This is a genomic window from Caecibacteroides pullorum, assembly GCF_019239235.1.
Taxonomy (GTDB): Bacteria; Bacteroidota; Bacteroidia; order Bacteroidales; family Bacteroidaceae; genus Bacteroides; species Bacteroides pullorum.
On sequence record NZ_JAAZTS010000033.1, the window covers coordinates 1 to 25858 of the forward strand.

Consider the following 25858-nt stretch of genomic DNA (forward strand, 5'->3'; position numbering starts at 1 on the left):
CTGCAAAGTTGCAAAATCAAGTCCGTTTCATCTCAAGAAACCACGTAATTGACTATATTTCAATAATTTCAAAGAACTATTTATCAACTTTTACGGGACAGTAGTGTATCTTTTAATTAAGTTAATAATACTACTCTTCTATATAAAGCAATTGAGAGCTGAGAACAGAGAATTGAGAATTGCCGTTTAAAGTAACTCTCAACTTTCAATTCTCAACTCTCAAAAATATATTTTAAGCTTCTTCGTCTTCTTTCATGAAGGCGGCAGCCTTAGAAGCATTGATTGCTTCTTCGTCCGACTTGTCCAGACGAGCCTTGGTAGCTTTCTTCTTACCCTTATTGGCAGGAGCTTCACCGGCAGCTTCCATGTCGATCTTTTCAGCCTTACGCTCTTCCAGACCTTCCTGCATAGCAGCACAGCAAGCATCCAAAATCACTTCTACAGACTTGGTAGCGTCATCATTAGCCGGGATTACGAAATCTACATTAGTAGGATCAGAGTTCGTATCAACAATACCGAATACAGGAATACCCAAACGGTTAGCCTCGCGAACTGCAATATTTTCCTTCATAACGTCTACAACAAACAATGCAGACGGCAGACGAGTCAGGTCAGCGATAGAGCCCAAAGTTTTGTCCAACTTAGCACGCTGACGAGAAATCTGAAGGATTTCTCTCTTAGAGAGATTTGCATAAGTACCGTCATTAGTCAGCTTATCAATAGTAGCCATCTTCTTAACGGCCTTACGAATAGTCGGGAAGTTGGTCAACATACCACCCGGCCAGCGCTCGATTACATAAGGCATGTTTACAGAGGCTGCCTTGTCAGCAACCACCTGCTTAGCTTGTTTCTTAGTAGCAACAAACAGGACTTTCTTTCCTGATTTAGCGATTTGCTTCAAAGCTTCTGCAGCTTCGTCAATTTTAGCAACCGTCTTGTTGAGGTCAATGACATGAATACCATTGCGCTCCATGAAGATATAAGGAGCCATTGCAGGGTTCCACTTTCTTTTCAGGTGACCGAAGTGGCAACCGGCCTCCAATAATGTATCAAAATTTGTTCTTGACATTGTCTTTTTAATCTTAAATCGTTTACTTTCTTTTTTGTTTTTCTAAACCAACCGCCGGGTAGCCTTGTCCACAAGAACGAGAGTCCCGGTAGTTTAGATGCTAAACGCTTTTTCAGTTGAGAGTTGAGAGTTGAAAGTTGAAATTCATGCAACTTGTCCGCCCCAACCAATCTGCAACTCTTAACGTTTACTGAACTGGAATCTACGACGTGCTTTGGGACGACCCGGTTTCTTACGTTCAACAGCACGCGGGTCACGAGTCATGAAGCCTTCGGCACGCAGAGCAGCCTTATCTTCAGGATTGATTTTTACCAGTGCACGGGCGATAGCCAGACGCAAAGCCTGAGACTGACCAGTGAAACCACCACCGCAAAGGTTAACTTTAATGTCATACTTTTCAGCTACGCCAAGCTTGTTCAGCGGCTGCTTAACCACGTACTGGAGAATGCTTGAAGGGAAATACACAGCAAGGTCTCTCTTGTTAATGGTAATCTTTCCAGTACCTTCGCTTACGAAAATACGTGCAATTGCACTTTTACGTCTGCCTAATGCATTTACTACTTCCATCATCTCTTATTTAAGTGCGTTAATATCAATCATTTTCGGGTTCTGAGCAGCATGTTTGTGTTCGCTGCCGGCGTATACATACATATTACCCAGCAATTTTGCGCCCAGTTTATTCTTGGGGAGCATGCCCTTCACTACCTTTCTCAACAGTTTATCCTCACCATTCGGTTTAGCCTGCAGACGGGCAGGAGTCATCTCTCTCTGGCCACCGGGATAACCGGTATAGGACAGATAAATCTTGTCAGTCCACTTATTGCCAGTCATTTTCACTTTGTCGGCATTGATAATGATTACATTATCGCCACAATCTACGTGAGGGGTAAAGTTGGGTTTATACTTTCCTCTCAACAGTTTCGCAACTTTAGCGCCCAGACGACCCAAAACCTGGTCTGTAGCGTCAACGATGACCCATTCTTTCGTCACCGTAGCTTTGTTTGCAGAAATGGTCTTGTAACTTAAAGTATCCACTCTTAAATGTTTTTTTAAAATGTTACTACTAATTGTTTTTTCTTCACCACCAGCCAACCGCCCCGGACAAAGGTCGATTAACTCGCTATGAATTAATTGCTTATCCTTATTAGATAATAATCGGCTTGCAAAGGTACGGTTTTTCTGCTAACTGACAAACGATTTAGTCTTTTTTTTGTCTGAGAGTCAGATTGAAAAAGCAACGTACTTACCAAAATATTTTTCCCCAACTGAAGAAAAATATTTCTCCAATCGGGGAAAAATCGATATTAAATTAAGCTTTACTCAGATATCCTTATCCACATCAGAACTCTGCATTACGCGGCGTACGTGGGAAGGGGATAACATCGCGAATATTTGCCATACCTGTCACGAACAGCAATAGGCGTTCAAAGCCCAGGCCAAAACCTGCATGCGGACATGTACCATACTTACGAGTATCCAGATACCACCACATATCCTTCATCGGGATGTGAAGTTCAGTGATACGAGCCATCAGTTTATCATAATTCTCTTCACGTACACTTCCACCAATAATTTCGCCAATCTGAGGGAACAATACATCTGTACCCTGTACAGTTTTGCCATCCTCATTCTGCTTCATATAGAAAGCCTTGATTTCCTTCGGATAGTCTATCATGATGACCGGCTTCTGGAAATGCTCTTCAACCAAATAACGTTCATGCTCGCTGGCCAAGTCACAACCCCAGTAAACAGGGAATTCAAACTTGTGTCCTTTAGCAACGGCCTCTTCCAGGATCTTAATACCTTCGGTATAAGGCAGACGGACAAATTCCGTGTTTACAACCTTCTGCAAACGTTCTATCAAGCCTTTGTCCACCATCTTGTTCAGGAACTCCAAGTCATCGGCACAATTGTCAAGCGCCCATTTCACACAGAACTTAATGAATTCTTCTTCCAAATCCATCAGCTCAGACAGATCAGCAAAGGCAACTTCTGGCTCTACCATCCAGAACTCAGCCAAATGGCGCGGAGTATTAGAGTTTTCTGCACGGAAAGTAGGACCGAATGTATAAATCGCTCCCAATGCCGTTGCAGCAAGTTCACCCTCCAGCTGACCAGAAACAGTCAGACTGGCCTGCTTGCCGAAGAAGTCATCGTCGTAAATAATGGAACCATTTTCATCTTTCTTCAGGTCATAAAGGTTCTTGGTTGTCACCTGGAACATCTGACCAGCACCCTCGCAATCTGACGCCGTAATAATAGGCGTGTGGAAGTAGAAGAAGCCTTTCTGATGGAAGAAAGTATGAATAGCGATAGCCATATTGTGGCGAATACGAAATACGGCGCCAAAGGTATTGGTACGAGGACGCAAATGAGCAATCTCACGCAAGAACTCCATAGAGTGTCCTTTCTTCTGCAACGGATAAGTATTGTCACATGTACCCAGTACTTCTATTTCACGAGCCTGAATTTCTGCTTTCTGACCAGCACCGACAGATTCAGTCAACACACCGTTCACGCTCAAACAAGCTCCCGTCGTGATATCCTTCAATAGGGCCTCGTCAAAGTTTTCCAGATCGACAACGATCTGTACATTATTTATTGTAGAACCGTCGTTCAGCGCGATGAAGTTTACCTGTTTGCTACCTCTGCGGGTACGAACCCAGCCTTTCACGTTGACCATAGCGCCGAAATCTTCACGCTTCAGCAGGTCCACAATCTTTGTTCTACTAATTTTTTCCATAATTACTATCTATATCTATAATTTATTCAAACGAGCCCATACGCAGGAAGTTCACTTCCTGTTCTGTCAGATAGCGCCAGTCACCACGACGCAATCCTTTTTTGGTCAGACCTGCAAAATATACACGATCCAACTTTACTACCTTATATCCCAAGGATTCGAAAATACGACGCACGATACGGTTCTTGCCCGAGTGGATCTCAATGCCCACATCGTTTTTCTTGTTTTCATCCGTATAGCTGATAGCGTCTGCATGGATTTCACCATCATCCAGCTGGATACCTGCAGCAATCTGCTCCATATCCGCCTTGGTCAGGTTCTTGTCCAAGTGTACATGATAAATTTTCTTCTTCAGATACTTCGGATGAGTCAACTTCGAAGCCAAATCACCGTCATTCGTCAGCAACAGAACTCCTGTCGTATTGCGGTCCAGTCGTCCTACAGGATAGATACGCTCTTCACAAGCACCCTTTACCAAATCCATTACGGTACGACGAGCCTGCGGGTCATCCGACGTTGTCACTGTATCTTTCGGCTTATTCAGCAACACATAAATCTTACGTTCGATGTTCACCACCTGATCATGGAATTTCACTTCATCACCACGTTTGATTTTTGTACCCAGTTCTGTTACGACCTGTCCGTTCACAGAAACCACACCAGCCGTAATAAACTCATCAGCCTCACGACGCGAGCAAACACCTGCATTGGCTAAGAACTTATTCAGACGAATAGGTTCATTGGGATCGACAAACTGTTCCTTGTATTCAATCTGTTTCTTCTTGCTATACTTGGCATTCGGATTGTAATCAGCCGTGCGTGGGCGTTGTGGACGGCCGTATGCATTGTTTCCTCCACGATTATTGCCACGACCAGCATTCGAATTGAAACGAGGACGTTGCGGACGATCTCCCTCATTGCCATAAGAGCGTTGTGCGAAACCGCCCTGCTCGCCAGACGCGTTAGGATTGAAACGCGGACGCTGCGGACGATCGCCATAAGCACGCTGACCACGTTCCGCATTCGGATTGAAGCGAGGACGTTGCGGACGATCACCACCTTCAGCATTGAAACGGGGACGATAAGAACGCTCTCCACCATACGTACGCTGTGAACGTTCGCCCTCTTCAGCATTGTCATTAAAACGCGGGCGATAAGCATTGCCATAAGAGCGCTGCGGACGATCACCATTCTCCGCATTAAAGCGCGGACGATAAGACCGATCGCTACTGTAAGCCTTCTGCGAGCGTCCTCCATTCTCGGTATTAAAACGCGGACGATAAGGCCGCTCTCTGTTTTCACGGTTATAAGAAGAATGGCCGAAGCCAGCACCCCTGTACTGATTACCATCACGGTCAGCACCTTCATTTCTTTCTACACCTGACGCATCGCGCCAGCTTTCATTTTCTGTACTCATTGTTCTCTTTTATTCGAATAAAAATTAAACTTATCGGCCTCACGGCCTTATTTAATTGAAAATGGAAAATTGAGAATTGAAAATTTCAGTAATGGTTCATTTCAATTTCCCATTATCAATTTTCCATTATTTACATTCCCGTATAATTGTGCGGAGTAATGGCGCGAAGTTCCTTCTTGATATCTTCACTAACATTCAACTCCTCGATAAAATTCTTGATAGATGCTTCCGTAATAGCCTGATTAGTACGAGTCAGCGCTTTCAGTGCCTCATACGGATGCGGATATGCCTCACGGCGCAGGATTGTCTGGATGGCCTCAGCTACCACACTCCAGCAGTTGTCCAAGTCGCGATAAATAGCCGTCTCGTTCAGCAACAACTTACGCAATCCTTTCAAAGAACTCTGGATGGCAATAATAATGTGACCAAAAGGCACGCCAATGTTGCGCAACACGGTCGAATCGGTCAAGTCACGCTGCAGGCGCGATACCGGCAACTTCACAGCCAAATGTTCCAGTATGGCATTTGCCACTCCCAGATTACCCTCCGCATTTTCGAAATCGATAGGGTTCACCTTGTGGGGCATTGCACTAGAGCCAACTTCACCCGCTTTAATCTTCTGTTTGAAATACTCCATCGAAATGTATTGCCAGAAATCGCGGTTCATGTCTATCATGATCGTATTGACACGCTTCATGGCATCGAAGATGGCAGACAGATTGTCGTAGTTGGAAATCTGAGTGGTGTATTCCTCACGCTCCAGTCCCAGCTTTTCAGCGACAAATCTGTTGCCGAAAGCCTTCCAGTCATACGCAGGATAAGCCACGTGATGAGCATTGTAATTGCCCGTAGCGCCACCAAACTTAGCAGTCAACGGACAAGCCTTCAGTGTAGCCAGCTGACGCTCCAAACGGTAAACAAACACACGGATTTCCTTACCCAAACGTGTCGGCGAAGCAGGCTGTCCATGCGTTTTGGCCAGCATCGGAATATTGGCCCATTCTTCGGCATACGTGCGAAGCTGAGCAATCAGTTCCTCAATCTGAGGATAATATACCTGCTCCAGCGCTTCTTTTACGGAAAGGGGCACAGAGGTATTGTTGATATCCTGCGAAGTCAGTCCGAAGTGGATAAACTCCTTGTAATCGTCCATACCACCCAGCTTGTCAAACTGTTCTTTCAAGAAATATTCCACGGCTTTCACGTCGTGATTGGTCACGCTTTCAATTTCCTTAATGCGTTGGGCATCGGCTTCCGAGAAATTACGATAAATATTTCTCAGAGTTTCAAACACGCCCTTGTCTACCCCAGCCAACTGAGGCAAAGGCAATTCACACAAAGCGATAAAATACTCAATCTCGACCCGCACTCTATACTTAATAAGTGCAAATTCAGAGAAATAGGCGGCCAAGGCATCTGTCTTGCCCCTATAGCGACCGTCAATCGGAGAGATGGCGGTTAGTAAATCCAGTTCCATACGTCGTATTCAGTTGATAATTATCGGGCGACAAAATTACGTCTTTTTTCTGAGTTACAAGCCACAAAACCAGCATAAAAACTCCTTGTAACTGCAAAAATTATCAAAATCTACAAACGAAAAGCAAAGCTCCATCATCAGCCGTCCCCAATCCCTCACTCAACCATCCTCAAACAAACATACACGCCCAAACTATAAAACGATGCTTTATCGACGCTAAAACATAGTTTTGCCATCAGTTAAACATAGTTTTATTCTCCAACGACGAAAGAGATTTATTATCGAACAATAATCTATAAGATGGAAACAGTCATTACGATTCCGACATTTGAAAGGGGGAAAAATAAAGTCCCTCATTAGCATCGTAAAGATAAACATTACGCTCCTAATGAGGGACTTTAGCAACGCCAAGTGCCACTTGGCAAAAACGAATAACAAAGCTACGCTTTTTACAAAGCCGTAGAATGATGTTTGATGAGATTCATGAATTCTTCGCGAGTCTTGGCTTGATTAAAAGCACCTGTAAAATCCGAAGTCGTGGTAATGGCATTTTGTTTCTCCACGCCACGCATCTGCATACACATGTGTTTGGCTTCCACCACCACCATAACGCCCAACGGATTGAGCGTTTCCTGAATGCACTCTTTAATCTGAAGAGTCATACGTTCCTGCACTTGCAGACGGTGGGAGAATATGTCGACCACGCGGGCAATCTTACTCAAACCTGTAATATAACCATTGGGGATATAAGCCACATGAGCTTTCCCATAGAAGGGCAGCATGTGATGTTCGCACAATGAGAAGAAATCGATGTCCTTCACAATCACCATCTGACTATATTCTTCCTTAAACTTAGCCGAACGAAGCACTTCATGAGGATCCATCGTATACCCTTTGGTCAAAGTCAGCATAGCTTTTGCCACACGCTCAGGAGTCTTAAGCAAGCCTTCGCGCTCCACGTCTTCACCCAGCAGGGTCAAGATACGTGCATAATGTTCTTTCAGTTCGTCCAACGCAGGGGAAGTGATGATTTCTTTTTCCAGCATGATTTCTTTTAATTATAGATTATCAAACGGATGCATCCGTTCTGTTATAGAGGAATATTTATCTGGTCTCTGACTATAGAAACTTCTTTAAACTGACCTGAGCTACGCAAACGCCTCATCATGGCATCAGCTTCCTCAATGCTCCGATAGTCTCCTACTCGACACAGCCAACGGGGAGGAGTAAAAAAAGTATAGACCAGCAAATCGGGAAAGAGTTCTTTGACAGACGCCGCCACCGCATGTGCTTCGTTCTTAGCCTGACGGGTATTGCTTCCAGCATATACCTGGACGCGATATCCAGCCGCCTTAAGGACCTGTTGTCCTTCAACGACAGAAGCTGGTCGAGCTTTACCGATCAGCGCTTCAATGCGCGCATCCTGATGAACAGTAACCTTTCCCTGACCTGGAACTTTCTGCTCCAAACTCTCTATAATATTCTCTTGTGCCGTCGCAAACAAGAAGGCTGAAAGGCATGCAAGGGTTAAAAACAAACGTTTCATGTTACTCGGTATCTGTTGTTTAGATGTAATAGAATAAAAAAAGAATGCTGCGCTCGAAGCATGGCGCTTCTCAGCGCAGCATTTTCTTAATCAATATATCTTTCAATTAGTTGAAAGCATCGATAATGCCCTTGAAGTCAGCAACCTTCAAAGCAGCACCACCAATCAGACCGCCATCTACGTCAGGATTAGCGAACAATTCCTTAGCGTTTGAAGGCTTGCAGCTACCGCCATAAAGGATAGAGCAGTTATCAGCAACTTCCTTACCATACTTCTCAGCTACCGTCTGACGGATGAATGCATGGATTTCCTGTGCCTGCTCAGGAGTAGCAGTCTTGCCTGTACCAATAGCCCAAACCGGCTCATAAGCCAGAATAATCTTAGAGAAATCTTCTGCAGACAGAGAGAATACAGAAGCCAGCTGAGTAGCGACAACTTCGTTCTGCTTGTTAGCCTCACGCTCTTCCAGAACTTCACCAATACAGAAGATAGGTGTCAGGCCATTAGCCAAAGCCAGCTTCACTTTCTCTTCCAGAATTTCTACAGTCTCATGATAGTAAGCACGACGCTCTGAGTGGCCTAAAATAACATACTTGGCACCCGTAGAAGCTACCATAGCTGCTGAAACTTCACCTGTATAAGCACCAGACTCCTTGTCAGCGCAGTTTTCTGCACCTACACCGATCTTAGCGGGATCTACCAACGGAGTAACAGAAGCCAAATGAATAAACGGTGTACAGATGATTACATCACAATTAGGCTTTTCATTAGCCAATACTTCATTCAATTCTTTTGCAAGAGCAATACCCTCCTGAAGGGTTTTGTTCATCTTCCAGTTTCCTGCAACAATGTTCTTTCTCATTTTGTCTTTATTTTTAAAGGGTTAATATAAATGTTTTTATTTTTTTCTTTCCACAAGTTCACCATCAGTTTTCACATGGCCAATCCTCTTTTCACGACGTTTAATGACCAATATATCTACAGCCAGCACCAAGCATAGAGGTACGATGAACCAAAGTAAGACTTTTCCCATCGTATGCCAAAGGCTGACAAACTCTTCCTGCCCCACAGGTATTTTATCCAAGGAATCGTACAATGCATACTCGTCAGGCAGATTTCCATCGCTCCATTTGTGAAGAATCGTACCATTCTTCAAAAGGAACATACCCGGATTAGAGCGGATCATAGTCTTCAGCGCAATATCATCAGTCTGACAAAAAGGATATTCAGCTCCTGTCCGATCTCTCCATTGCAAGATATCTTCCTCTGTCGACGAAGTCAAGGCATAAAATCCATAGCCATGTTCAACGCTATAATCATAAATTTCATTGATCAGATCAATATTACTATCGTCCGCCTGTTCAATCCGATGTGCAACCAACAGGAAAGTATAACCTTCATCCGTCAGCACCTTTTCCGTAATATCTTCCCCTGTTTCCACACTTAACATGGAGAAATCGTGTATGGGCGGCTCATATCCCTTTTCCTTCAAAACTGTACGCGCTTCTACAAAAGTCCAGGTATTATCAGGATAATCTTCCAAAGAAAACTCCTTTTTCACCCCATCCTTTTCAAGAATGAAACGCGTATCATAAACTGAAGGTTTAGCCCCCTCAGGTATTTCCATTGCCTGCTTTATATTAACTCCAACCTTATAAGGACGAAAATCTATAATGGGAAGATTATGCTGACAATAAACAGACAAAGCAAACACAAACAGAATGGTATACATCGAAAAGACCCATTCTATCTTACGAGTAATAAAACGGATGATATCTTTCCGCCAATAAAACACAGACAGAGAAGCGATCAACAAAACGACATTCTTTCCAAAAGTCTCCCAATTAGTTAAAATCCAAGCGTCACCAAAGCAACCGCAATCAGATACAGGATCGGCAATGGCAAGATACAATGTCAAGGGAGTCATTACTGCCATCAGGAGTAAGGCCATCCAAACACTCCATGTCTTTCGGATACCCAAAAACAAATATACACCCACGCAAAACTCCAATGCAGCCAGCAAAATAGCTCCCAGAAACACTAAAGAAGGAGGAAACCATCCACTCAAGCCAAAAGCACTCAGGTAGTCCTGTAGTTTATAAAAAGTGCCAAACGGGTCGATAGCCTTGACAAAGCCGGAAAAGACAAAAACCCCTCCCAACAAAAAGCGACAGGCGTTCACCCACACCTTCCTGATAATATGTTTCTTATCAATCTCCAAATTCAATCTTAATCAAACCGAACACTGAATAATTTATCATATCCATATAATTGGCATCCACTCCTTCAGACACCAATGTCTGCCCCGCGAGGGATTCTATTTGCTTTGTGCGATACAACTTCATCAATATCAAGTCTGTATACGAACTTATGCGCATACTGCGCCATGCCTCATCATAATCGTGATTCTTTGCCAACATCAGTTCCAGCGAAGCTTTGGCATACTTGTCATACAAGGCTAGCGCCTCTTCGTTAGTCATATCCGCCGATTCGGCATAGCCTTTTTCTAACTGAATAAGTCCGATGATACCATAATTCACAATTGCAATGAACTCAGAGCGAATACCTTCGTCTACCAAAGAGACGCCTTTAATTTCAATACTACGAATACGGTTGGCCTTAATAAAAATCTGATCGGTCACCGAAGACGGACGCAAAATGCGCCAAGCCGCCCCATAGTCATGAAGTTTCTTGGTAAACAAATCACGACAAATGGTAATAACATGCTCAAATTGCTGTTTGGTATCTTTCATTTCCATATAAATAGGCTGCAAAGTTAGGAATAATTAAGAAATAAAGAAAAGAGGGTGCTCTAAATTATATTAAAGCACCCTCTCATATCAAGATTGTTTTACGTTTATCATGAGCAACGCAATACCTGTCCCGGCCGCAAAACCGTTTTGGTAGTAATACGGTTCAATCGACAAAGCTTGCTGACTGTCGTTCCTTGACGGGCCGCAATCTTCGACAGTGTATCTCCTCGTTTCACCTTATAGAATAAGTCACTACGCGATGCTGATCCGTTCGTATTCTTCACCTTCTTCTCGAAAGTATAAGTATCAGCTACAATATCCTGTTTTTCAAAGTCAAACATCAAAGCTGGATCTATAGCAATTCCCAAGAAACGGGTTTCGAAATGCAAATGCGAACCCGTGGAACGTCCTGTATTTCCACCCAATCCTATCGGTTCACCAGCCTTCACCAGCTGATCTACACCAACCAATTGTTTCGAAAGATGTCCATAAATAGTTTCCAAACCATTGTCATGACGGATCACAACATATTTTCCATATCCTCGTCTGCCTTGATTGGCAACAACACGTATCTTTCCATCAAAAGCAGCACGAATAGTATCACCAATATAAACCTTGATATCCAATCCATAATGTGCTCTACGACGACGAGGTCTATATCCAAATATATCATTGATACGTGTATGTTCGGTCGGCATACAGAAACCTGTTAAATCAATCGTATATTTATCAGGTATAATGGCATCGCCATAAACATGAACAGAGGTTGTATTCCAAGAAGGATATATATCGAAAGCAGGATACATGGATTGCTCTACACGAATTTGCTTTTGCAATACCAACGAATCCACACTCTTCAGCTTTCTATCGATAGGTGCCTGACGGGCTATGAGATCTTGTGAAAAGGAGTTCAAGCTCACCATTGCCGCAACTGCACAAAGAAACAATTTAAATCCTGTATAATTCATTCCGCTTCGTCAATTTGTCTTTTCATATCCGCTAACGACATTACTATTTTCATGTCATCCAACACATGCGGATACCTGCTCTTTCAAAAATTGTTCCAAAGTTAGCATTAATCTTCGAAACGACGCACTCTGAATTAAGCATTTTTTCATTTCAGGCAAGCAACGCAGGCTTCAAACACAACAGTAAACAATTAAACAACAGCAAGTTATCTTGTTTTATGTTTTACAACATATCCAACATAATCAGCCAAATATTAACACCCGTCAACTAATGGCAGCCCAATTGACATTGTTTTTGCGCAGAACCTTCAATTGCCTCCATAAGATTTCGTTTTTAGACAACTTTCTTTCCGGATCCTCATCCACAACTTTTTGTGCCACTTCACGTACATACTGTAATAGCTGACCATCACGAGCTAAATCTGCAATCTTCAAATCAAAAGCAACTCCACTTTGCTGCGTTCCTTCCAAATCACCAGGTCCACGCAACTTCAGATCAGCCTCTGCAATCTCAAAACCATCATTCGTACGTACCATAATTTCCAGCCTTTTACGCGTATCATCAGCCAACTTATAACCGGTCATTAAGATGCAATATGATTGATCAGCCCCACGCCCAACTCGTCCACGTAATTGATGTAGCTGAGATAATCCAAAACGCTCCGCATTCTCAATAATCATGACTGAAGCATTCGGTACATTTACCCCTACTTCAATTACAGTCGTAGCAACCATGATCTGAGCCTCCCCAGAAGCAAATAATTGCATTTGCTCATCTTTTTCCGCAGGTTTCATTTTACCATGCACCTTACATATCCTACAATCCGGGAACTCCTCACATACATGCAAATATCCCTCCTCAAGATTCTTCAGATCTATTTTTTCACTCTCTTTAATCAACGGATAAACGATGTAGACTTGTCTTCCTTCCGCAATTTGAGCTCGGACAAAACGGTATAAACACTCCCGACGATTGTCAAACTGATGAATAGTTGCAATTGGCTTACGCCCTGGTGGCAATTCGTCTATAACAGACACATCCAAATCGCCATACAAAGTCATAGCCAGTGTACGAGGAATAGGAGTCGCTGTCATTACCAACACATGGGGAGGCTGTTCATTTTTAGTCCATAAACGGGCCCGTTGAGCTACTCCGAAACGATGCTGCTCATCAATAACTACTAACCCTAAAGAAGCAAAACCAACCGTATCTTCTATAACCGCATGAGTTCCTATCAGAATTTTCACTTCACCCGAAGCCAAACCTTGCAGAATAGCTTCTCTTCGCTTTCCACGAATTGAGCCAGTCAACAATTCTACTTGCACATCCATACCACAAAGCAATGCCCGGATTGTTTCATAATGTTGGTTGGCTAAAATTTCCGTCGGTGCCATCATACACGCCTGATAACCATTATCCAAAGCTATAAGCATGCTCATCAGGGCAACCAATGTTTTCCCACTTCCAACATCTCCCTGCAACAAACGGTTCATCTGCCGTCCACTTCCTAAATCATGCCGTATCTCTTTTAACACTCGTTTTTGGGCACCAGTCAATTCAAAAGGGAGATTACGAGTGTAAAAAGTATTAAAGACATCCCCTATCCGACGAAATATGTACCCTCTATACTTCCGTAGACGATCGCTGGCATAACGCAATATGTTAAGTTGAACATAGAACAATTCTTCGAACTTTAGCCGATACTGTGCCTTCCGCAGCAAATCAGCATTGCCTGGAAAATGAATATTCACAAGTGCTTCAGTTAAAGGCATCAGATGATGTTCTGTCAGAATCTCGGAAGAAAGAGTTTCAGGTAAAGGTTCGTGAAGTTGCTGGATAAGCGTCCCCATCAGCTTTTCAATCGCATTCGAATTCAGAAAAGACCGTTTCATCTTTTCTGTTGTATTGTAATAAGGACGCAATCCCATTGCATCCATTCTTACCTCCGTAACCAAATCCACATCAGGGTGCGCAATATTGATACGTCCATTAAATACGGTTGGCCTCCCAAAAACAATATATTCCTGATGCACCTTATATTTCCCTGTCAGAAATTTAATACCCTGAAACCAAACTAAATCGACAAAACCTGTACCATCTGTAAAATGCGCAATCAATCTTCGCTGTCGTCCCTCACCTGCCAACTCAAAACTGCGTATTTCCCCTTTCAGTTGAATATAAGGCATCGTTCCGTCAATCTCACGAATAGAGTAAATCCGACTACGATCCACATATTTATAAGGGAAATAATACAGAAGATCATGTAAAGTATAAATGCCCAATTCCTTGTTCAACGTAACTGCACGTTGCGGCCCCACTCCAGGCAAATATTTTATGTCTTGAGTCGTTAAATCGAACATTCTTCCAATAAAGCCGAAGCTATTTTCAAATCAAAAGGGGTCGTAATTTTAATATTTTCTCGATTACCTTCTATTAATGAGACAACCATTCCCATCGATTCGACAACAGACGCATCATCTGTAAATTGTGGACTATAAGGCTGTTCATAAGCCTTTTTCAACAAAGTCGCATCAAAAACTTGTGGAGTCTGCACTAACCGATATTCATCACGCGGTACGGTGACACTTCTCTCTTCTTGTACATGCCTCAACGTTTCAACAACATTAACACAAGGTACTACAGCATGTTTTTGTGAAGCTTCCGCATAACAGCGTCGAATCACATCTGAAGAGACAAAAGGCCGTACACCATCATGCACGCCAACCAAAGCAGGTGTTTCTACCAACGCCAAACCGTTTTTAACAGAATGAAAACGAGTTTCGCCACCATCTGCAATCCGATAAGGACGTTCAAAATGATGCTTCCTACACAAATCCTGCCAAAAAGCCTGCTGATCATGAGGAAGCACCAAAATTATTTGTATATCCTGATTGTAAGCATAAAAGGCATCCATGGTACGCATCAAGACTGGTACTCCACCAATGGGTAAAAACTGTTTAGGGATATCTCCACCCATGCGTATCCCTTTACCCCCAGCTACAATCAGAACATATTGCGTCATAAGAGTCTCATTTTGTAAGACACATGGCATTCTTTAACTCTTTCACCTTTTCTCTGCCGCAAAGATGTTCCACTAAAGCTAACGCAAAATCTATCGCGGCACCAGGCCCTTTACCGGTGATAAAGTTACCATCTTTTTCAACCATTGCACCCGTATATTCGGCTCCTTCCAAATATTTATCAAAGCCTGGATAGCAAGTAGCCTTTTTACCTTTCAACAAACCAAGATTACCTAATACCATAGGTGCCGCACAAATAGCAGCAATAGCCTTATTTGCAGAAGCATGCTTCAATAATTCCTTCCGTAAGTCTTCACACTCATTCAGTGTCGTTGCTCCAGGCAGACCACCTGGCAACACCAGCATCTCTGCATCATAAAAATCGCAATTCACAATATTCTTATCGCATAATACAGAAATGCCATGTGCTCCTTTGACGATTTCATCTGGCGTAACAGATACCATTGCCACATTTACACCTGCACGTTTTAATACATCAACAGCTGCAAAAGCTTCCATTTCTTCAAAACCGTCTGCAAAAAAGACATAAACAGTTCCCATAGTCAAGTCCTCCTTTATTTCAAGTTAAAATAATATGTAATAGTTCCCGATTGATTATTTAATCCGCTGACGGCATTAAAACGGGCCTTCTTCGCCGCGTCTTCAGCCGCCTTGCGCAAAGACGAATTGACAGTATTGGTCTGCCGATTAATACTAGTAGCAATCACTTGACCGGCAGGATTTACAGTAATGTTCACTACAACCTTTCCTTCATCTTGCACATTATAAACAGGCTTGGGAAGTCCACCAGCACCGATAGAACGTCCGTTCAAGCTAAATGTGCCATATCCTCCCACACCACTTGTAGCTCCTTCCGGAGCATTTCCTGTAGGGCTTCCTTGAATGCCGGTTCCTTCTGAATTACCCTTACTTCCCATTTGCGCCCCTTTTCCAAAAGCACCTGCAACCTTACGACGGGCAGCTTCTTCAGCTTCCTTACGTTCACGCTCAGCTTTAGCCTCAGCCAACCGTCGCGCTTCTTCCGCCTTCTCAGCCTCAGTCCTTTCAGGTTTCTTCACTTTGTTCTTTTTTGTAGACTTAGTTTCAGGCTTCAACGCAACAGTTTCTTCCAACTCCTGAGTCATTATTTCCTGCTCAACAGCTTCTTCGGGTAATGGTTCTGCTTCTTCTGGCATCACGTCTACATCCACTAAAGAAGGGTCTGCAGTCCCCCATGCCTCAGACACTTCACCAAGCATCACAGGCATCCCCCCTTCCTCAGCTGGCACAGGCACAATAAAGCCTGCACATATCAAGAAAGCGATCAAAGCGACATGCACCAATATTGCCCCGCCTAAACCTATATATTTACCTTTCTCCTTTTGAGTCACAATCAGATTATATTAATATGACAGTTAAAGCCAATCCGTTTGTTCTTTATCACTTCCCATCAGGCGGCCGTGTAGCCAGCACCATCTTAAAGTGATTCTCATTCGCAATATTCAGCACCTTCACAATCTCTCGATAGGGCACTGTTTCGTCAGCATATAAAGCAACATACATTTCCGGCTCTCTTTCCGCACATTGCTGTAAAAAAGGAGTCAGTTCTTCCAATGTTATAGTCTGTTCCTTTTCATTTCCAAAAGCTGCATAAAAATTCAGGTCTTTATCGATAATCACACGAGTCAAAGGTTTTGCCGATGTCTGTTGCTTACCTTGAGGCAACAAAACCTTTATTGCATTGGGCGAAACCACCGTCGATGTAATCATAAAGAAAATCAGCAGCAGAAATATCACGTCCGTCATGGACGCCATACTGAAATTAGGCGATATTTTAGCTCTTCGTTTTAGCATGGCTCATTCAATAAATCCATAAAGGCCATTGTTTTGGCTTCCATCTTGTTTACCACTCCATCAACGAGTGTCACTAAATAATTGTAGGCAAACATCGCAATAATACCTACAATCAGACCCCCTACTGTGGTAATCATAGCTTCATATATACCACCAGACAATAGGGTGATATCAATATTATTTCCTGCATTAGCCATCTCAAAGAAAGCGCGGACCATACCCGTCACTGTTCCTAAAAATCCAATCATAGGAGCTCCACCTGCTATAGTAGCCATAATAGTCAAGCCTTTCTCCAACTTGGCAACTTCAATATTTCCTACATTCTCAATAGCAGCCTGAACATCACTTACAGGACGTCCTAAACGGCTGATGCCTTTTTCAATCATACGCGCTGAAGGTGTATTCACACTGCGACAATAGGACAATGCCGCCTTTATCTCCCCAGCCAAGATATAATCCTTAATTTTATCCATAAACATAGGATCTTCTTTTCCTGCTTTACGGATAACATAATTTCGTTCAAACAATATATAGAAACACAGCAATGAAAGCAGTCCCAAAACCACCATTATCCAGCCGCCTTTCACAGCCATACTCCATAAACTCATCTCTTCCGGACCTGCAACCGGAGTCAAAACCGGATTGGCACCCGCTATCGAGTCAGCCATTGCCGGAGCCACTTGGGCCAATAATAACATTGCATTCATTAACGAAGACATTTTTTATATTCCTCAATAGTACGTTGCAAACCTAAGTACAATGCATCACTAATCAATGCATGTCCTATCGAAACTTCGTCCAACCAAGGGATGTTTTGATAAAAATAATTCAAATTCTCTAAACTGAGATCATGTCCAGCATTCAGTCCAAGTCCTAAATTGCGAGCAAACTTACCAGCCTCTACAAAAGGCGCAACAGCTTCTTCTTTATTTTTGGCATACCCCGAAGCATAAGGTTCTGTATACAGTTCTACCCTGTCGGCACCTGCCTTGGCGGCATACTCTATCATTTCAACATCTGTGGATACAAAAACAGACGTACGTATACCTGCTTTATTGAAACGTTCGAGTACTTCACTCAAAAAAGCAAGATTAGTCTTGGTATCCCAGCCTGCATTCGAAGTCAACTGAGTAGGACTATCCGGAACCAATGTCACCTGATGGGGTTTTACTTTCAGCACCAGATCTATAAACTCCGGCGCAGGATATCCTTCTATATTAAACTCCGTACGCAATAATGGCCGCAAATCATATACATCTTTTTTACGAATATGACGTTCGTCTGGACGTGGATGAACCGTAATACCGTCTGCACCAAATTTTTCGCAGTCGAGCGCCACCTTAACGACGTCCGGCACATTTCCCCCACGCGCGTTACGCAGAGTTGCCACTTTGTTTATGTTTACACTTAATTTAGTCATAATTCCAACGCTAGTTTCGGGCAAAAGTACAAATAATAGTCATAAGTATAGAGGAATATTATAAAAAAATAGCATCTTTGCAAAGCTAATAACAAACCTGTCATATGAAATTTGCCATATTCGGAAACATTTATCAAGCCAAAAAGTCTTCGTACGCAGAACTATTGTTCAAGCTCCTGACTCAACATAACGCCCAAATTTGCATCTGTCAGGAGTTCTACAATTTTCTGACTGAGACTCTCCATTTAGTTCTTCCACCAGTTGAGCTATTCAATGACGATGATTTTGAAGCAGATATCGTTATCAGTCTTGGAGGCGACGGTACCTTTCTGAAAGCAGCCAGCCGGGTAGGTAAAAAAAACATTCCTATCTTAGGAATCAATACTGGCCGTCTGGGTTTTTTGGCCGACATTTCACCCGAAGAAATGGAAAGCACCCTTGAAGATATCTACAACCACCATTATAAGATAGAAGAGCGTAGCGTACTCCAGCTGGACTGCAACGACAAGAACCTGATGCACTGTCCCTATGCTCTTAACGAGATTGCCGTCCTCAAACGAGACAGTTCGTCTATGATCAGCATCCATACAGCCATCAATGGTGCCCCACTCACTACTTACCAGGCCGACGGACTGATTATCGCAACCCCTACAGGCTCCACAGCCTATTCACTCAGCGTGGGAGGCCCCATCATCGTTCCTCATAGCAAAACCATTGCTATTACCCCTGTAGCGCCCCACAGCCTCAACATGCGCCCCATCGTCATTTGCGACGACTGGACCATCACCTTAGACGTAGAAAGCCGCAGTCACAATTTTCTCGTAGCCATTGATGGTCGCAGTGAATCATGTAAAGAAACAACCCGACTGACAATCTCACGTGCCGACTATACAATTAAAGTCATCAAGCGATTCGATCATATTTTCTTCAATACATTACGTAATAAAATGATGTGGGGAGCAGACATCAGGTAAAGTCCATCCAAAAAAGCACAGACAGTCTTCCTTTAATGGAATAAAATGCCTACTTTTGCGTAATAATCACTTATAAACGGACTTTACAAGATGAACGAAGAAATAAAGAAAGCCTGCCAGGTGATGCGCGAAGGTGGAGTGATACTCTACCCCACGGACACCATCTGGGGTATCGGATGCGACGCCACCAACGAGGAAGCCGTGCGCCGCGTGTACGAAATCAAACGTAGGGCCGACAGCAAGGCCATGCTGGTGCTGGTCGACTCGGCTGTCAAGGTAGACTTCTACGTGCAAGACGTACCCGAAGTGGCGTGGGACCTCATCGAACTGGCCGACAAACCGCTGACCATTATCTACTCGGGTGCCCGCAACCTGGCTCCCAACCTCCTGGCCGAAGACGGCAGTGTGGGCATCCGCGTCACGGGCGAGGAATTTTCCAAACGCCTGTGCCAGCAGTTCCGCAAGGCCATCGTGTCAACCTCGGCCAACGTGAGCGGACAGCCTTCGCCACAGAACTTCAGCGAAATCAGCGAGGAAATCAAGTCGGCCGTAGACTACATCGTGGACTACCGCCGCGAGGAAACCACCCAAGCCAAGCCGTCGAGCATCATTAAACTGGACAAGGGTGGCGTCATCAAAATCATCAGACAATAAAAAAGGAGCATGAAGGCAGAACGAAAAAATCTGTTGCAACGTTTCCTCGTCTGGCGCGAGAAAAACATCAAGGAGAAACGGTTCATCCTGATACTCAGCTTCCTAGTAGGTATCTTCACGGCCCTGGCCGCGCTGATACTGAAGGTGCTCATCCACTGGATAAAGAACTTCCTGACGGAGAACTTCGACACGACGGCAGCCAACTACCTCTATCTGGTATACCCCGTGGTCGGCATCTTTCTGGCTGGACTGTTCGTGCGCTATGTGGTAAAGGATGATATCAGCCATGGCGTGACACGCATTCTCTATGCCATCTCGCGACGACAGGGACGCATCAAGCGACACAACACATGGTCGTCCATCATTGCCAGCTCCATTACCATCGGGTTCGGTGGTTCGGTCGGAGCAGAAGCACCTATTGTACTGACAGGTTCGGCCATTGGCTCCAACCTGGGCAGTATCTTCAAGATGGAACACCGCACGCTGATGCTGCTCGTGGGATGTGGTGCGGCAGGTGCGGTAGCAGGCATCTTCAAAGCGCCCATCGCCGGACTGGTCTTTACGCTGGAAGTGCTAATGATAGACCTTACCATGTCGTCCCTGTTGCCCCTGCTGATATCGGCAGTAACGGCGGCCACGGTATCCTACATCGTAACGGGGCAGGAGGCCATGTTCCAATTCCACTTGGACCAACCCTTTGAGCTGAACCGCATCCCCTACGTCATCATGCTGGGTATCTTCTGCGGACTGGTGTCGCTCTACTTCACGCGTGCCATGAATTCAGTAGAAGGTCTGTTCGGACGCTTGCGCACTCCCTACAAGAAACTGGCCGTGGGCGGCGCGATGCTGAGTATTCTCATCTTCCTCTTCCCGCCCCTCTATGGCGAAGGATACGAAACCATCGAACTGCTGTTGAACGGTACGACCAATGCCGAGTGGGACACGGTGATGAACAACTCCTTCTTCTACGGCCACGGCGACCTGCTACTCGTCTACTTGATGCTCATCATCCTCTTCAAGGTATTCGCTTCTAGCGCCACTAACGGAGGAGGTGGTTGCGGCGGTATCTTTGCCCCCTCGCTTTACCTGGGTTGTATTGCCGGCTTCGTATTCTCGCACTTCAGCAACGAATTCGATGTGACGGCCTACCTGCCTGAAAAGAACTTTGCCCTGATGGGGATGGCAGGCGTAATGAGCGGCGTAATGCACGCCCCGCTGACAGGTGTGTTCCTCATTGCCGAGCTGACGGGCGGCTACGACCTGTTCCTGCCGCTGATGATTGTATCTGTCAGCTCCTATCTTACCATCATCGTCTTTGAGCCCCACAGTATCTACTCCATGCGTCTGGCCAAGAAAGGTGAACTATTGACCCACCACAAGGACAAGGCGGTGCTGACACTAATGAAAGTAGAGAATGTAGTAGAAAAGGACTTTGTGGTTGTACATCCCGAAATGGACTTGGGCGAAATGGTACGAGCCATCTCGAAGTCGAAGCGCAACATTTTCCCCGTTACCGACCAGGAAGGAAAGTTGCTGGGCATTGTCTTATTGGATGACATCCGTAATATCATGTTCCGCCAAGAACTGTACCATCGCTTCACCGTCAACAAGTTTATGACTTCGGCCCCTGGCCGACTCTACGACACGGACAGCATGGAACAGGTAATGCGAACTTTCGACGACACCAAGGCGTGGAACCTGCCTGTTGTCGACCAGGAAGGCAAATACTTGGGATTCGTATCGAAATCGAAGATATTCAATTCGTATCGCGAGGTGCTGGTGCGCTTCTCAGATGAATAATCTTTGAACATATTCTAACCTATTAATGAACAACATGAAAAAAGAAGACTTAAGAATTGTATATATGGGTACGCCCGACTTTGCCGTGGAAGCTTTGCGTTGCCTGGTCGAAGGCGGCTACAATGTAGTGGGCGTCATCACCATGCCCGACAAGCCTGCCGGACGCGGCCACAAGCTGCAATATTCGCCCGTCAAGCAGTATGCACTGGACCACAACCTACCCTTACTCCAGCCTGAGAAGCTGAAAAACGAAGAGTTTCTGGACGCCCTGCGCGCCTGGCAGGCCGACCTGCAGATTGTGGTGGCTTTCCGCATGCTGCCCGAAGTGGTGTGGAACATGCCCCGCTTGGGCACCTTCAACCTGCACGCCTCCCTCCTGCCCCAATATCGTGGAGCTGCCCCCATCAACTGGGCCGTCATCAACGGTGAAACAGAGACAGGTATCACCACCTTCTTCCTGAAGCATGAGATTGATACGGGCGAGGTCATCCAGCAGGTACGCGTCCCCATTGCCGACACGGACGACGTGGGCATCGTTCACGACAAGCTGATGATGCTGGGCGGCAAGCTGGTAACCGAAACCGTGGACACCATTCTGGACGGTACCATCCACAGCATCCCGCAGGAGGAGATGGGCGTGACAGGCGAACTGAAACCGGCTCCTAAAATCTTCAAGGAAACATGCCGCATCGATTGGAAGCAGCCCGTAAAACGAATCTACGACTTTGTACGTGGGTTATCCCCCTATCCCTCAGCATGGACTGAGCTGATACACCCCGATGGTACAACAGTTGTTTTGAAAGTCTTCGAGACAGAAAAAATTATTAAACCACACAATTTGGGAACAGGAAGCCTTCTCACCGATGGCAAAACCTATATTCATGTAGCCGCACAAGACGGTTTCGTGAGCATCCGTTCCCTGCAACTGCCTGGCAAGAAACGTTTGAAGACCGACGAATTGCTCCGCGGTTTCCACCTGGACAATTCGTTTAAAATGAAATAACAATGGAATAAGACAAGGAAAACAGCCTTTTCCTATATAGAAAACAGTGAGATACTAAAAGCCTATGAAACCTATCATTTCCCCCTCTATTCTGTCGGCCGACTTTGGGAACCTGGCACGCGACATCGACATGCTGAACCGAAGTGAAGCCGACTGGTTGCATATCGACATCATGGACGGTGTCTTTGTGCCCAACATATCGTTTGGTTTCCCAGTCTTAAAGCATGTAGCCAAACTAGCCGAGAAACCTCTCGACGTACATCTGATGATTGTACAACCTGAGAAATTCATTGCTGAGGTTAAGGCTCTGGGAACAGAAATCATGAACGTACACTATGAAACCTGCCCACACCTGCACCGTGTGGTACAACAAATACGAGAAGCTGGTATGAAACCTGCCGTTACCATTAATCCAGCCACCCCTGTTATGCTGCTAAAAGATATTGTTCGTGAAGTCGACATGGTGCTTGTCATGGGAGTCAATCCTGGTTTTGGCGGACAGAAATTCATCGAGAACACAGTGGAAAAAGTACGCGAACTGCGCGAACTTATCACCCAAACCGGTTCAAAAGCATTGATAGAAGTGGATGGTGGTGTCAATCTAGAAACCGGTGCCCGCCTTATGAAAGCTGGAGCCGACGTTCTTGTAGCAGGAAATGCTGTTTTCTCTGCGCCTAGCCCAGAAGAAATGATTCACGCATTGAAAAACTTGTAAAACTAACAGTTCTTGTTCATTGCTGCCCTACAACAGCACCCTTTTCTGCGACTGTTGTTGCCGCTAGTCATAGGAATTGTATGTGGAGACGCTTTTCCGCATGCAGTTCCTATGATTGTATGCCTAGGAATCATGGTTCTTCTGGCCTTTCTCCTTCCTGTCTGTTTCTTCATGAATTGGAAATACTGGTTCGGAGGCTTTCTGTTCCTATTAATCATCACTACCGGTTACACTCTAGCAGCCCGCCAGTTGTCAGACACGGCATTCCCGATTTCTAACCGTCCCGCCATTTATCAAGTAACAATCAACCAAACACCAGAAAACAAAGCTCGCAGCATCCTTTGCCCAGCCGTCGTCACATTGACTTCCTCCAAAGACTCGGCTTTAACTAGTGTCCATAATCATCCGCAGGTTCTACTCTACTTTCAACAAGATTCCATAGCCGCCACCCTGAAACGAGGCGACCGCTTATGGATACATGCCCGCATTGCCCCTCCTCCCCATAAAGGTATCCCGCACGAATTTGACTATGCACGCTTCTTACAGCGCCGTGGCATCAGCGGAACGTCTTTCATTCCTTCAGGACATTGGCAGAAAGCCGGACATGATTCCTTACGGACTTTTCGACAAAAGGCCGCCGATCATCAGGAAAAAATTGTCAATCTCTATCGCGAATTGGGCTTCCAAGGGGACGAACTGGCCATACTTTCTGCCCTGACCGTAGGCGACAAAGATGACCTAAGCGAAGATATCATCGAAACCTATTCGATAACAGGTGCCAGTCACGTATTAGCATTATCAGGTCTGCACATCGGCTTCCTGTATGCACTGTTATGGTTTCTGACAGCCCCCATTTGGAAGCGCTTCCGATACTTAAAACTTCCGTCATTAGCCCTGATCATCATTCTTTTATGGGGATTTGCCTTTCTCACGGGATTATCCCCTTCCGTAGTACGTTCCGTCTGCATGTTTTCCATACTGACCTTATCCCATCTCCAACCTGAGAAATCCATTTCTGCCAACACACTGGCTGCTACTGCATTTTTCATGCTGATCATCCACCCTATGTGGCTATTCGACGTAGGCTTCCAACTCTCTTTTGCAGCCGTAACTTCCATCCTAATGTTTTATTCCAGATTGAACCATCTTTATCGCAGTAGATATTGGCTTATCCGTAAAATTTGGAGTCTGATGAGTGTGTCCATTGCGGCGCAAATAGGGACAGCCCCTCTGGTTATCTTCTATTTTGCACGTTTCTCAACACATTTTTTACTCACCAACCTATGGGTTATTCCCATGGTATCCTTCATTCTCTATGCTGCAATCATCCTATTATTACTCACACCTTTCGAGCCTTTGCCAACCCTCATAGCACCTTATATCGAAAAGCTCATACAAATACAAAACAGTGTACTCCAACAAATCGAGCTGTGGCCATACGCATCTCTCGACCATCTCTATTTGGATGCCTACGAGGTCTTTCTTATATATCTGATATTATTACTATTCTACCGTTTTCTAGAGCTCCGCATACCAACCAATGCTTATGCCTTGCTAAGTGCTCTACTGATATTCAGCATCTACCACACAACCATACTCGTCCGTCATACTCCATCTCCAGGTATTGCTTTCTACAACATTCCAGACTGTCCTTCGGTACACTGCCTGTCAAATGGAACACAATCATGGCTCGTATGCTCTGACAGCATTCCTCGCACAAACTGGCTCCGCCAATCATTGGCCACCCACTGGAACAGCATGGGACTAAACACACCTCTAGTTTTGACCCAACAATACAATAACCTTCCCATCCTTCTAGAAAATAACATTCTGACTTACAAAGGAAAACGTATTTGTTTGCTTAATCATAATCGTTGGAATACGAGAACTGCTGAACATCCTCTTCCTATTCATATCCTTTACATTTCTCATGGTTATCGAGGTAGTATCAATGAACTTACCTCCTTGTTCCACATTCAAACTGTTATTTTGGATGGTTCTCTTTCCAATTACTCAAAAAAAATCATAACAACTGAGTGTCTGCAATTAGGCATCAGCTATCGATTGCTTGATCAAGAAGGATACATACACATTCCTTTGAAATAAATTCTTCTTTTTGATTATTTTCTCCTATTCCTGACCTTTATCCGCCTATTTGCTTGCAAAAACAAGTAATTTCATTTCCCATATCATAAGAACAATATTTACATTTCCACAGAGGCTCAAGCTATCCATACATTACTGATTTACAATAGTTTATATTCTTATTCCGTTATCTGCGAAATAACGGAAGAATTAATTAGCTTAATAAGTGTAAAACAAATTACAAAAGGATAGGGAAATTCGGCAAGAACTAAACGATTAAATATGAGAAACTCAATTATTTACTAATTTTTAAATTTATAAATTTAAAGTTTTTAATTATGAACAAAAAGTATCTAAGT

Annotated in this window: 25 protein-coding genes; 6 read left to right on the forward strand and 19 right to left on the reverse strand. The window is 44.4% G+C overall.

The features are described from left to right. Positions 1–232: 232 nt before the first annotated feature. The 19 genes from rpsB to HF894_RS13985 all read right to left on the reverse strand — a co-directional run bounded on the left by rpsB (position 233) and on the right by HF894_RS13985 (position 18268). Complete coding sequence (gene rpsB, locus HF894_RS13895) at positions 233–1069, reverse strand: 30S ribosomal protein S2 (RefSeq protein WP_204970245.1); 837 nt, start codon at positions 1067–1069, stop codon at positions 233–235. A gap of 180 nt (positions 1070–1249) precedes the next feature. Beyond that, positions 1250–1636, reverse strand: coding sequence for a 30S ribosomal protein S9 (gene rpsI / locus HF894_RS13900; protein ID WP_021846901.1), 387 nt, complete (start codon positions 1634–1636; stop codon positions 1250–1252). Between the two features lie 6 nt (positions 1637–1642). Further along, positions 1643–2104 (reverse strand): 50S ribosomal protein L13, encoded by a 462-nt coding sequence (gene rplM, locus HF894_RS13905; RefSeq protein WP_021846900.1) that lies wholly within the window; start codon positions 2102–2104, stop codon positions 1643–1645. 304 nt (positions 2105–2408) lie between these two features. After that, complete coding sequence (asnS, locus tag HF894_RS13910) at positions 2409–3812, reverse strand: asparagine--tRNA ligase (RefSeq protein WP_075318565.1); 1404 nt, start codon at positions 3810–3812, stop codon at positions 2409–2411. A 22-nt stretch (positions 3813–3834) separates the two neighbouring features. Then, positions 3835–5229: a pseudouridine synthase gene (locus tag HF894_RS13915; RefSeq protein WP_075318564.1), complete on the reverse strand. Its 1395-nt coding sequence runs from the start codon at positions 5227–5229 to the stop codon at positions 3835–3837. A 130-nt stretch (positions 5230–5359) separates the two neighbouring features. Further along, positions 5360–6706: an adenylosuccinate lyase gene (purB, locus tag HF894_RS13920; RefSeq protein WP_075318563.1), complete on the reverse strand. Its 1347-nt coding sequence runs from the start codon at positions 6704–6706 to the stop codon at positions 5360–5362. A gap of 449 nt (positions 6707–7155) precedes the next feature. Next, entirely contained in the window at positions 7156–7752 is a 597-nt protein-coding gene (folE, locus tag HF894_RS13925) for a GTP cyclohydrolase I FolE (RefSeq protein WP_021846896.1), read from the reverse strand. Positions 7753–7796: 44 nt separating this feature from the next. Then, positions 7797–8252 (reverse strand): SPOR domain-containing protein, encoded by a 456-nt coding sequence (locus HF894_RS13930; protein WP_204970241.1) that lies wholly within the window; start codon positions 8250–8252, stop codon positions 7797–7799. A gap of 106 nt (positions 8253–8358) precedes the next feature. Then, positions 8359–9114: a triose-phosphate isomerase gene (gene tpiA, locus HF894_RS13935; protein WP_204973140.1), complete on the reverse strand. Its 756-nt coding sequence runs from the start codon at positions 9112–9114 to the stop codon at positions 8359–8361. A 36-nt stretch (positions 9115–9150) separates the two neighbouring features. Next, a complete protein-coding gene (locus HF894_RS13940) occupies positions 9151–10473 on the reverse strand; it encodes a BT_3928 family protein (RefSeq protein WP_204973142.1) in 1323 nt (440 codons plus the stop codon). Further along, the gene (locus HF894_RS13945) at positions 10463–11005 is read right to left on the reverse strand and encodes a DUF1599 domain-containing protein (RefSeq protein WP_075319284.1); all 543 of its coding nucleotides are present in this window, start codon (positions 11003–11005) and stop codon (positions 10463–10465) included. The genes HF894_RS13940 and HF894_RS13945 overlap by 11 nt, the downstream gene beginning before the upstream one ends. A gap of 107 nt (positions 11006–11112) precedes the next feature. Further along, positions 11113–11973 (reverse strand): peptidoglycan DD-metalloendopeptidase family protein, encoded by an 861-nt coding sequence (locus HF894_RS13950; protein ID WP_021846891.1) that lies wholly within the window; start codon positions 11971–11973, stop codon positions 11113–11115. A 264-nt stretch (positions 11974–12237) separates the two neighbouring features. Further along, positions 12238–14334 (reverse strand): ATP-dependent DNA helicase RecG, encoded by a 2097-nt coding sequence (gene recG, locus HF894_RS13955; RefSeq protein ID WP_204973144.1) that lies wholly within the window; start codon positions 14332–14334, stop codon positions 12238–12240. Next, on the reverse strand, positions 14322–14996 hold the full coding sequence (locus HF894_RS13960) for a 2-C-methyl-D-erythritol 4-phosphate cytidylyltransferase (RefSeq protein WP_075319283.1): 675 nt from the start codon (positions 14994–14996) through the stop codon (positions 14322–14324). Before HF894_RS13960 ends, recG begins: the two co-directional genes overlap by 13 nt. Before the next feature lie 7 nt (positions 14997–15003). Further along, a complete protein-coding gene (locus tag HF894_RS13965) occupies positions 15004–15555 on the reverse strand; it encodes a DJ-1 family glyoxalase III (protein WP_021846888.1) in 552 nt (183 codons plus the stop codon). A gap of 14 nt (positions 15556–15569) precedes the next feature. Then, complete coding sequence (locus HF894_RS13970) at positions 15570–16385, reverse strand: TonB family protein (RefSeq protein WP_204973146.1); 816 nt, start codon at positions 16383–16385, stop codon at positions 15570–15572. A 49-nt stretch (positions 16386–16434) separates the two neighbouring features. Beyond that, positions 16435–16848 (reverse strand): ExbD/TolR family protein, encoded by a 414-nt coding sequence (locus HF894_RS13975; protein ID WP_075318560.1) that lies wholly within the window; start codon positions 16846–16848, stop codon positions 16435–16437. Next, positions 16842–17555 (reverse strand): MotA/TolQ/ExbB proton channel family protein, encoded by a 714-nt coding sequence (locus tag HF894_RS13980; protein ID WP_021846885.1) that lies wholly within the window; start codon positions 17553–17555, stop codon positions 16842–16844. Before HF894_RS13980 ends, HF894_RS13975 begins: the two co-directional genes overlap by 7 nt. Beyond that, positions 17555–18268, reverse strand: a complete 714-nt coding sequence (locus HF894_RS13985) for a pyridoxine 5'-phosphate synthase (RefSeq protein ID WP_204973148.1) — start codon at positions 18266–18268, stop codon at positions 17555–17557. Before HF894_RS13985 ends, HF894_RS13980 begins: the two co-directional genes overlap by 1 nt. A 104-nt stretch (positions 18269–18372) precedes the next feature. Here HF894_RS13985 and HF894_RS13990 point away from each other — a divergent pair, with 104 nt between their 5' ends. The 6 genes from HF894_RS13990 (at position 18373) to HF894_RS14015 (ending at position 25520) form a co-directional block, all read left to right on the forward strand. After that, positions 18373–19242: an NAD kinase gene (locus HF894_RS13990; RefSeq protein ID WP_204973150.1), complete on the forward strand. Its 870-nt coding sequence runs from the start codon at positions 18373–18375 to the stop codon at positions 19240–19242. A gap of 90 nt (positions 19243–19332) precedes the next feature. Beyond that, entirely contained in the window at positions 19333–19896 is a 564-nt protein-coding gene (locus tag HF894_RS13995) for an L-threonylcarbamoyladenylate synthase (RefSeq protein ID WP_204973152.1), read from the forward strand. A 9-nt stretch (positions 19897–19905) separates the two neighbouring features. Next, positions 19906–21696 carry a chloride channel protein gene (locus tag HF894_RS14000; protein ID WP_075318556.1) on the forward strand — a complete coding sequence of 597 codons (1791 nt, stop codon included), beginning with the start codon at positions 19906–19908 and terminating at the stop codon, positions 21694–21696. A 34-nt stretch (positions 21697–21730) separates the two neighbouring features. Continuing rightward, positions 21731–22699 (forward strand): methionyl-tRNA formyltransferase, encoded by a 969-nt coding sequence (fmt, locus tag HF894_RS14005; RefSeq protein WP_204973154.1) that lies wholly within the window; start codon positions 21731–21733, stop codon positions 22697–22699. A 64-nt stretch (positions 22700–22763) separates the two neighbouring features. Beyond that, a complete protein-coding gene (gene rpe / locus HF894_RS14010) occupies positions 22764–23414 on the forward strand; it encodes a ribulose-phosphate 3-epimerase (protein ID WP_021846879.1) in 651 nt (216 codons plus the stop codon). 111 nt (positions 23415–23525) lie between these two features. Further along, complete coding sequence (locus tag HF894_RS14015) at positions 23526–25520, forward strand: ComEC/Rec2 family competence protein (RefSeq protein ID WP_246593263.1); 1995 nt, start codon at positions 23526–23528, stop codon at positions 25518–25520. Positions 25521–25858 lie beyond the last annotated feature (338 nt).

Coding starts and splice junctions, on each gene's coding strand:
- HF894_RS13950 (WP_021846891.1), bottom strand. CDS start 11,973: ATGAATTATACAGGATTTAAATTGTTTCTTTGTGCAGTTGCGGCAATG.
- HF894_RS13975 (WP_075318560.1), bottom strand. CDS start 16,848: ATGCTAAAACGAAGAGCTAAAATATCGCCTAATTTCAGTATGGCGTCC.
- purB (WP_075318563.1), bottom strand. CDS start 6,706: ATGGAACTGGATTTACTAACCGCCATCTCTCCGATTGACGGTCGCTAT.
- tpiA (WP_204973140.1), bottom strand. CDS start 9,114: ATGAGAAAGAACATTGTTGCAGGAAACTGGAAGATGAACAAAACCCTT.
- HF894_RS13985 (WP_204973148.1), bottom strand. CDS start 18,268: ATGACTAAATTAAGTGTAAACATAAACAAAGTGGCAACTCTGCGTAAC.
- rpsI (WP_021846901.1), bottom strand. CDS start 1,636: ATGGAAGTAGTAAATGCATTAGGCAGACGTAAAAGTGCAATTGCACGT.
- HF894_RS13995 (WP_204973152.1), top strand. CDS start 19,333: ATGAACGAAGAAATAAAGAAAGCCTGCCAGGTGATGCGCGAAGGTGGA.
- rpsB (WP_204970245.1), bottom strand. CDS start 1,069: ATGTCAAGAACAAATTTTGATACATTATTGGAGGCCGGTTGCCACTTC.
- HF894_RS13965 (WP_021846888.1), bottom strand. CDS start 15,555: ATGGGAACTGTTTATGTCTTTTTTGCAGACGGTTTTGAAGAAATGGAA.
- HF894_RS14015 (WP_246593263.1), top strand. CDS start 23,526: ATGATTGTATGCCTAGGAATCATGGTTCTTCTGGCCTTTCTCCTTCCT.
- asnS (WP_075318565.1), bottom strand. CDS start 3,812: ATGGAAAAAATTAGTAGAACAAAGATTGTGGACCTGCTGAAGCGTGAA.
- fmt (WP_204973154.1), top strand. CDS start 21,731: ATGAAAAAAGAAGACTTAAGAATTGTATATATGGGTACGCCCGACTTT.
- HF894_RS13945 (WP_075319284.1), bottom strand. CDS start 11,005: ATGAAAGATACCAAACAGCAATTTGAGCATGTTATTACCATTTGTCGT.
- HF894_RS13960 (WP_075319283.1), bottom strand. CDS start 14,996: ATGACGCAATATGTTCTGATTGTAGCTGGGGGTAAAGGGATACGCATG.
- rpe (WP_021846879.1), top strand. CDS start 22,764: ATGAAACCTATCATTTCCCCCTCTATTCTGTCGGCCGACTTTGGGAAC.
- HF894_RS13990 (WP_204973150.1), top strand. CDS start 18,373: ATGAAATTTGCCATATTCGGAAACATTTATCAAGCCAAAAAGTCTTCG.
- recG (WP_204973144.1), bottom strand. CDS start 14,334: ATGTTCGATTTAACGACTCAAGACATAAAATATTTGCCTGGAGTGGGG.
- HF894_RS13980 (WP_021846885.1), bottom strand. CDS start 17,555: ATGAATGCAATGTTATTATTGGCCCAAGTGGCTCCGGCAATGGCTGAC.
- HF894_RS14000 (WP_075318556.1), top strand. CDS start 19,906: ATGAAGGCAGAACGAAAAAATCTGTTGCAACGTTTCCTCGTCTGGCGC.
- HF894_RS13915 (WP_075318564.1), bottom strand. CDS start 5,229: ATGAGTACAGAAAATGAAAGCTGGCGCGATGCGTCAGGTGTAGAAAGA.
- HF894_RS13930 (WP_204970241.1), bottom strand. CDS start 8,252: ATGAAACGTTTGTTTTTAACCCTTGCATGCCTTTCAGCCTTCTTGTTT.
- folE (WP_021846896.1), bottom strand. CDS start 7,752: ATGCTGGAAAAAGAAATCATCACTTCCCCTGCGTTGGACGAACTGAAA.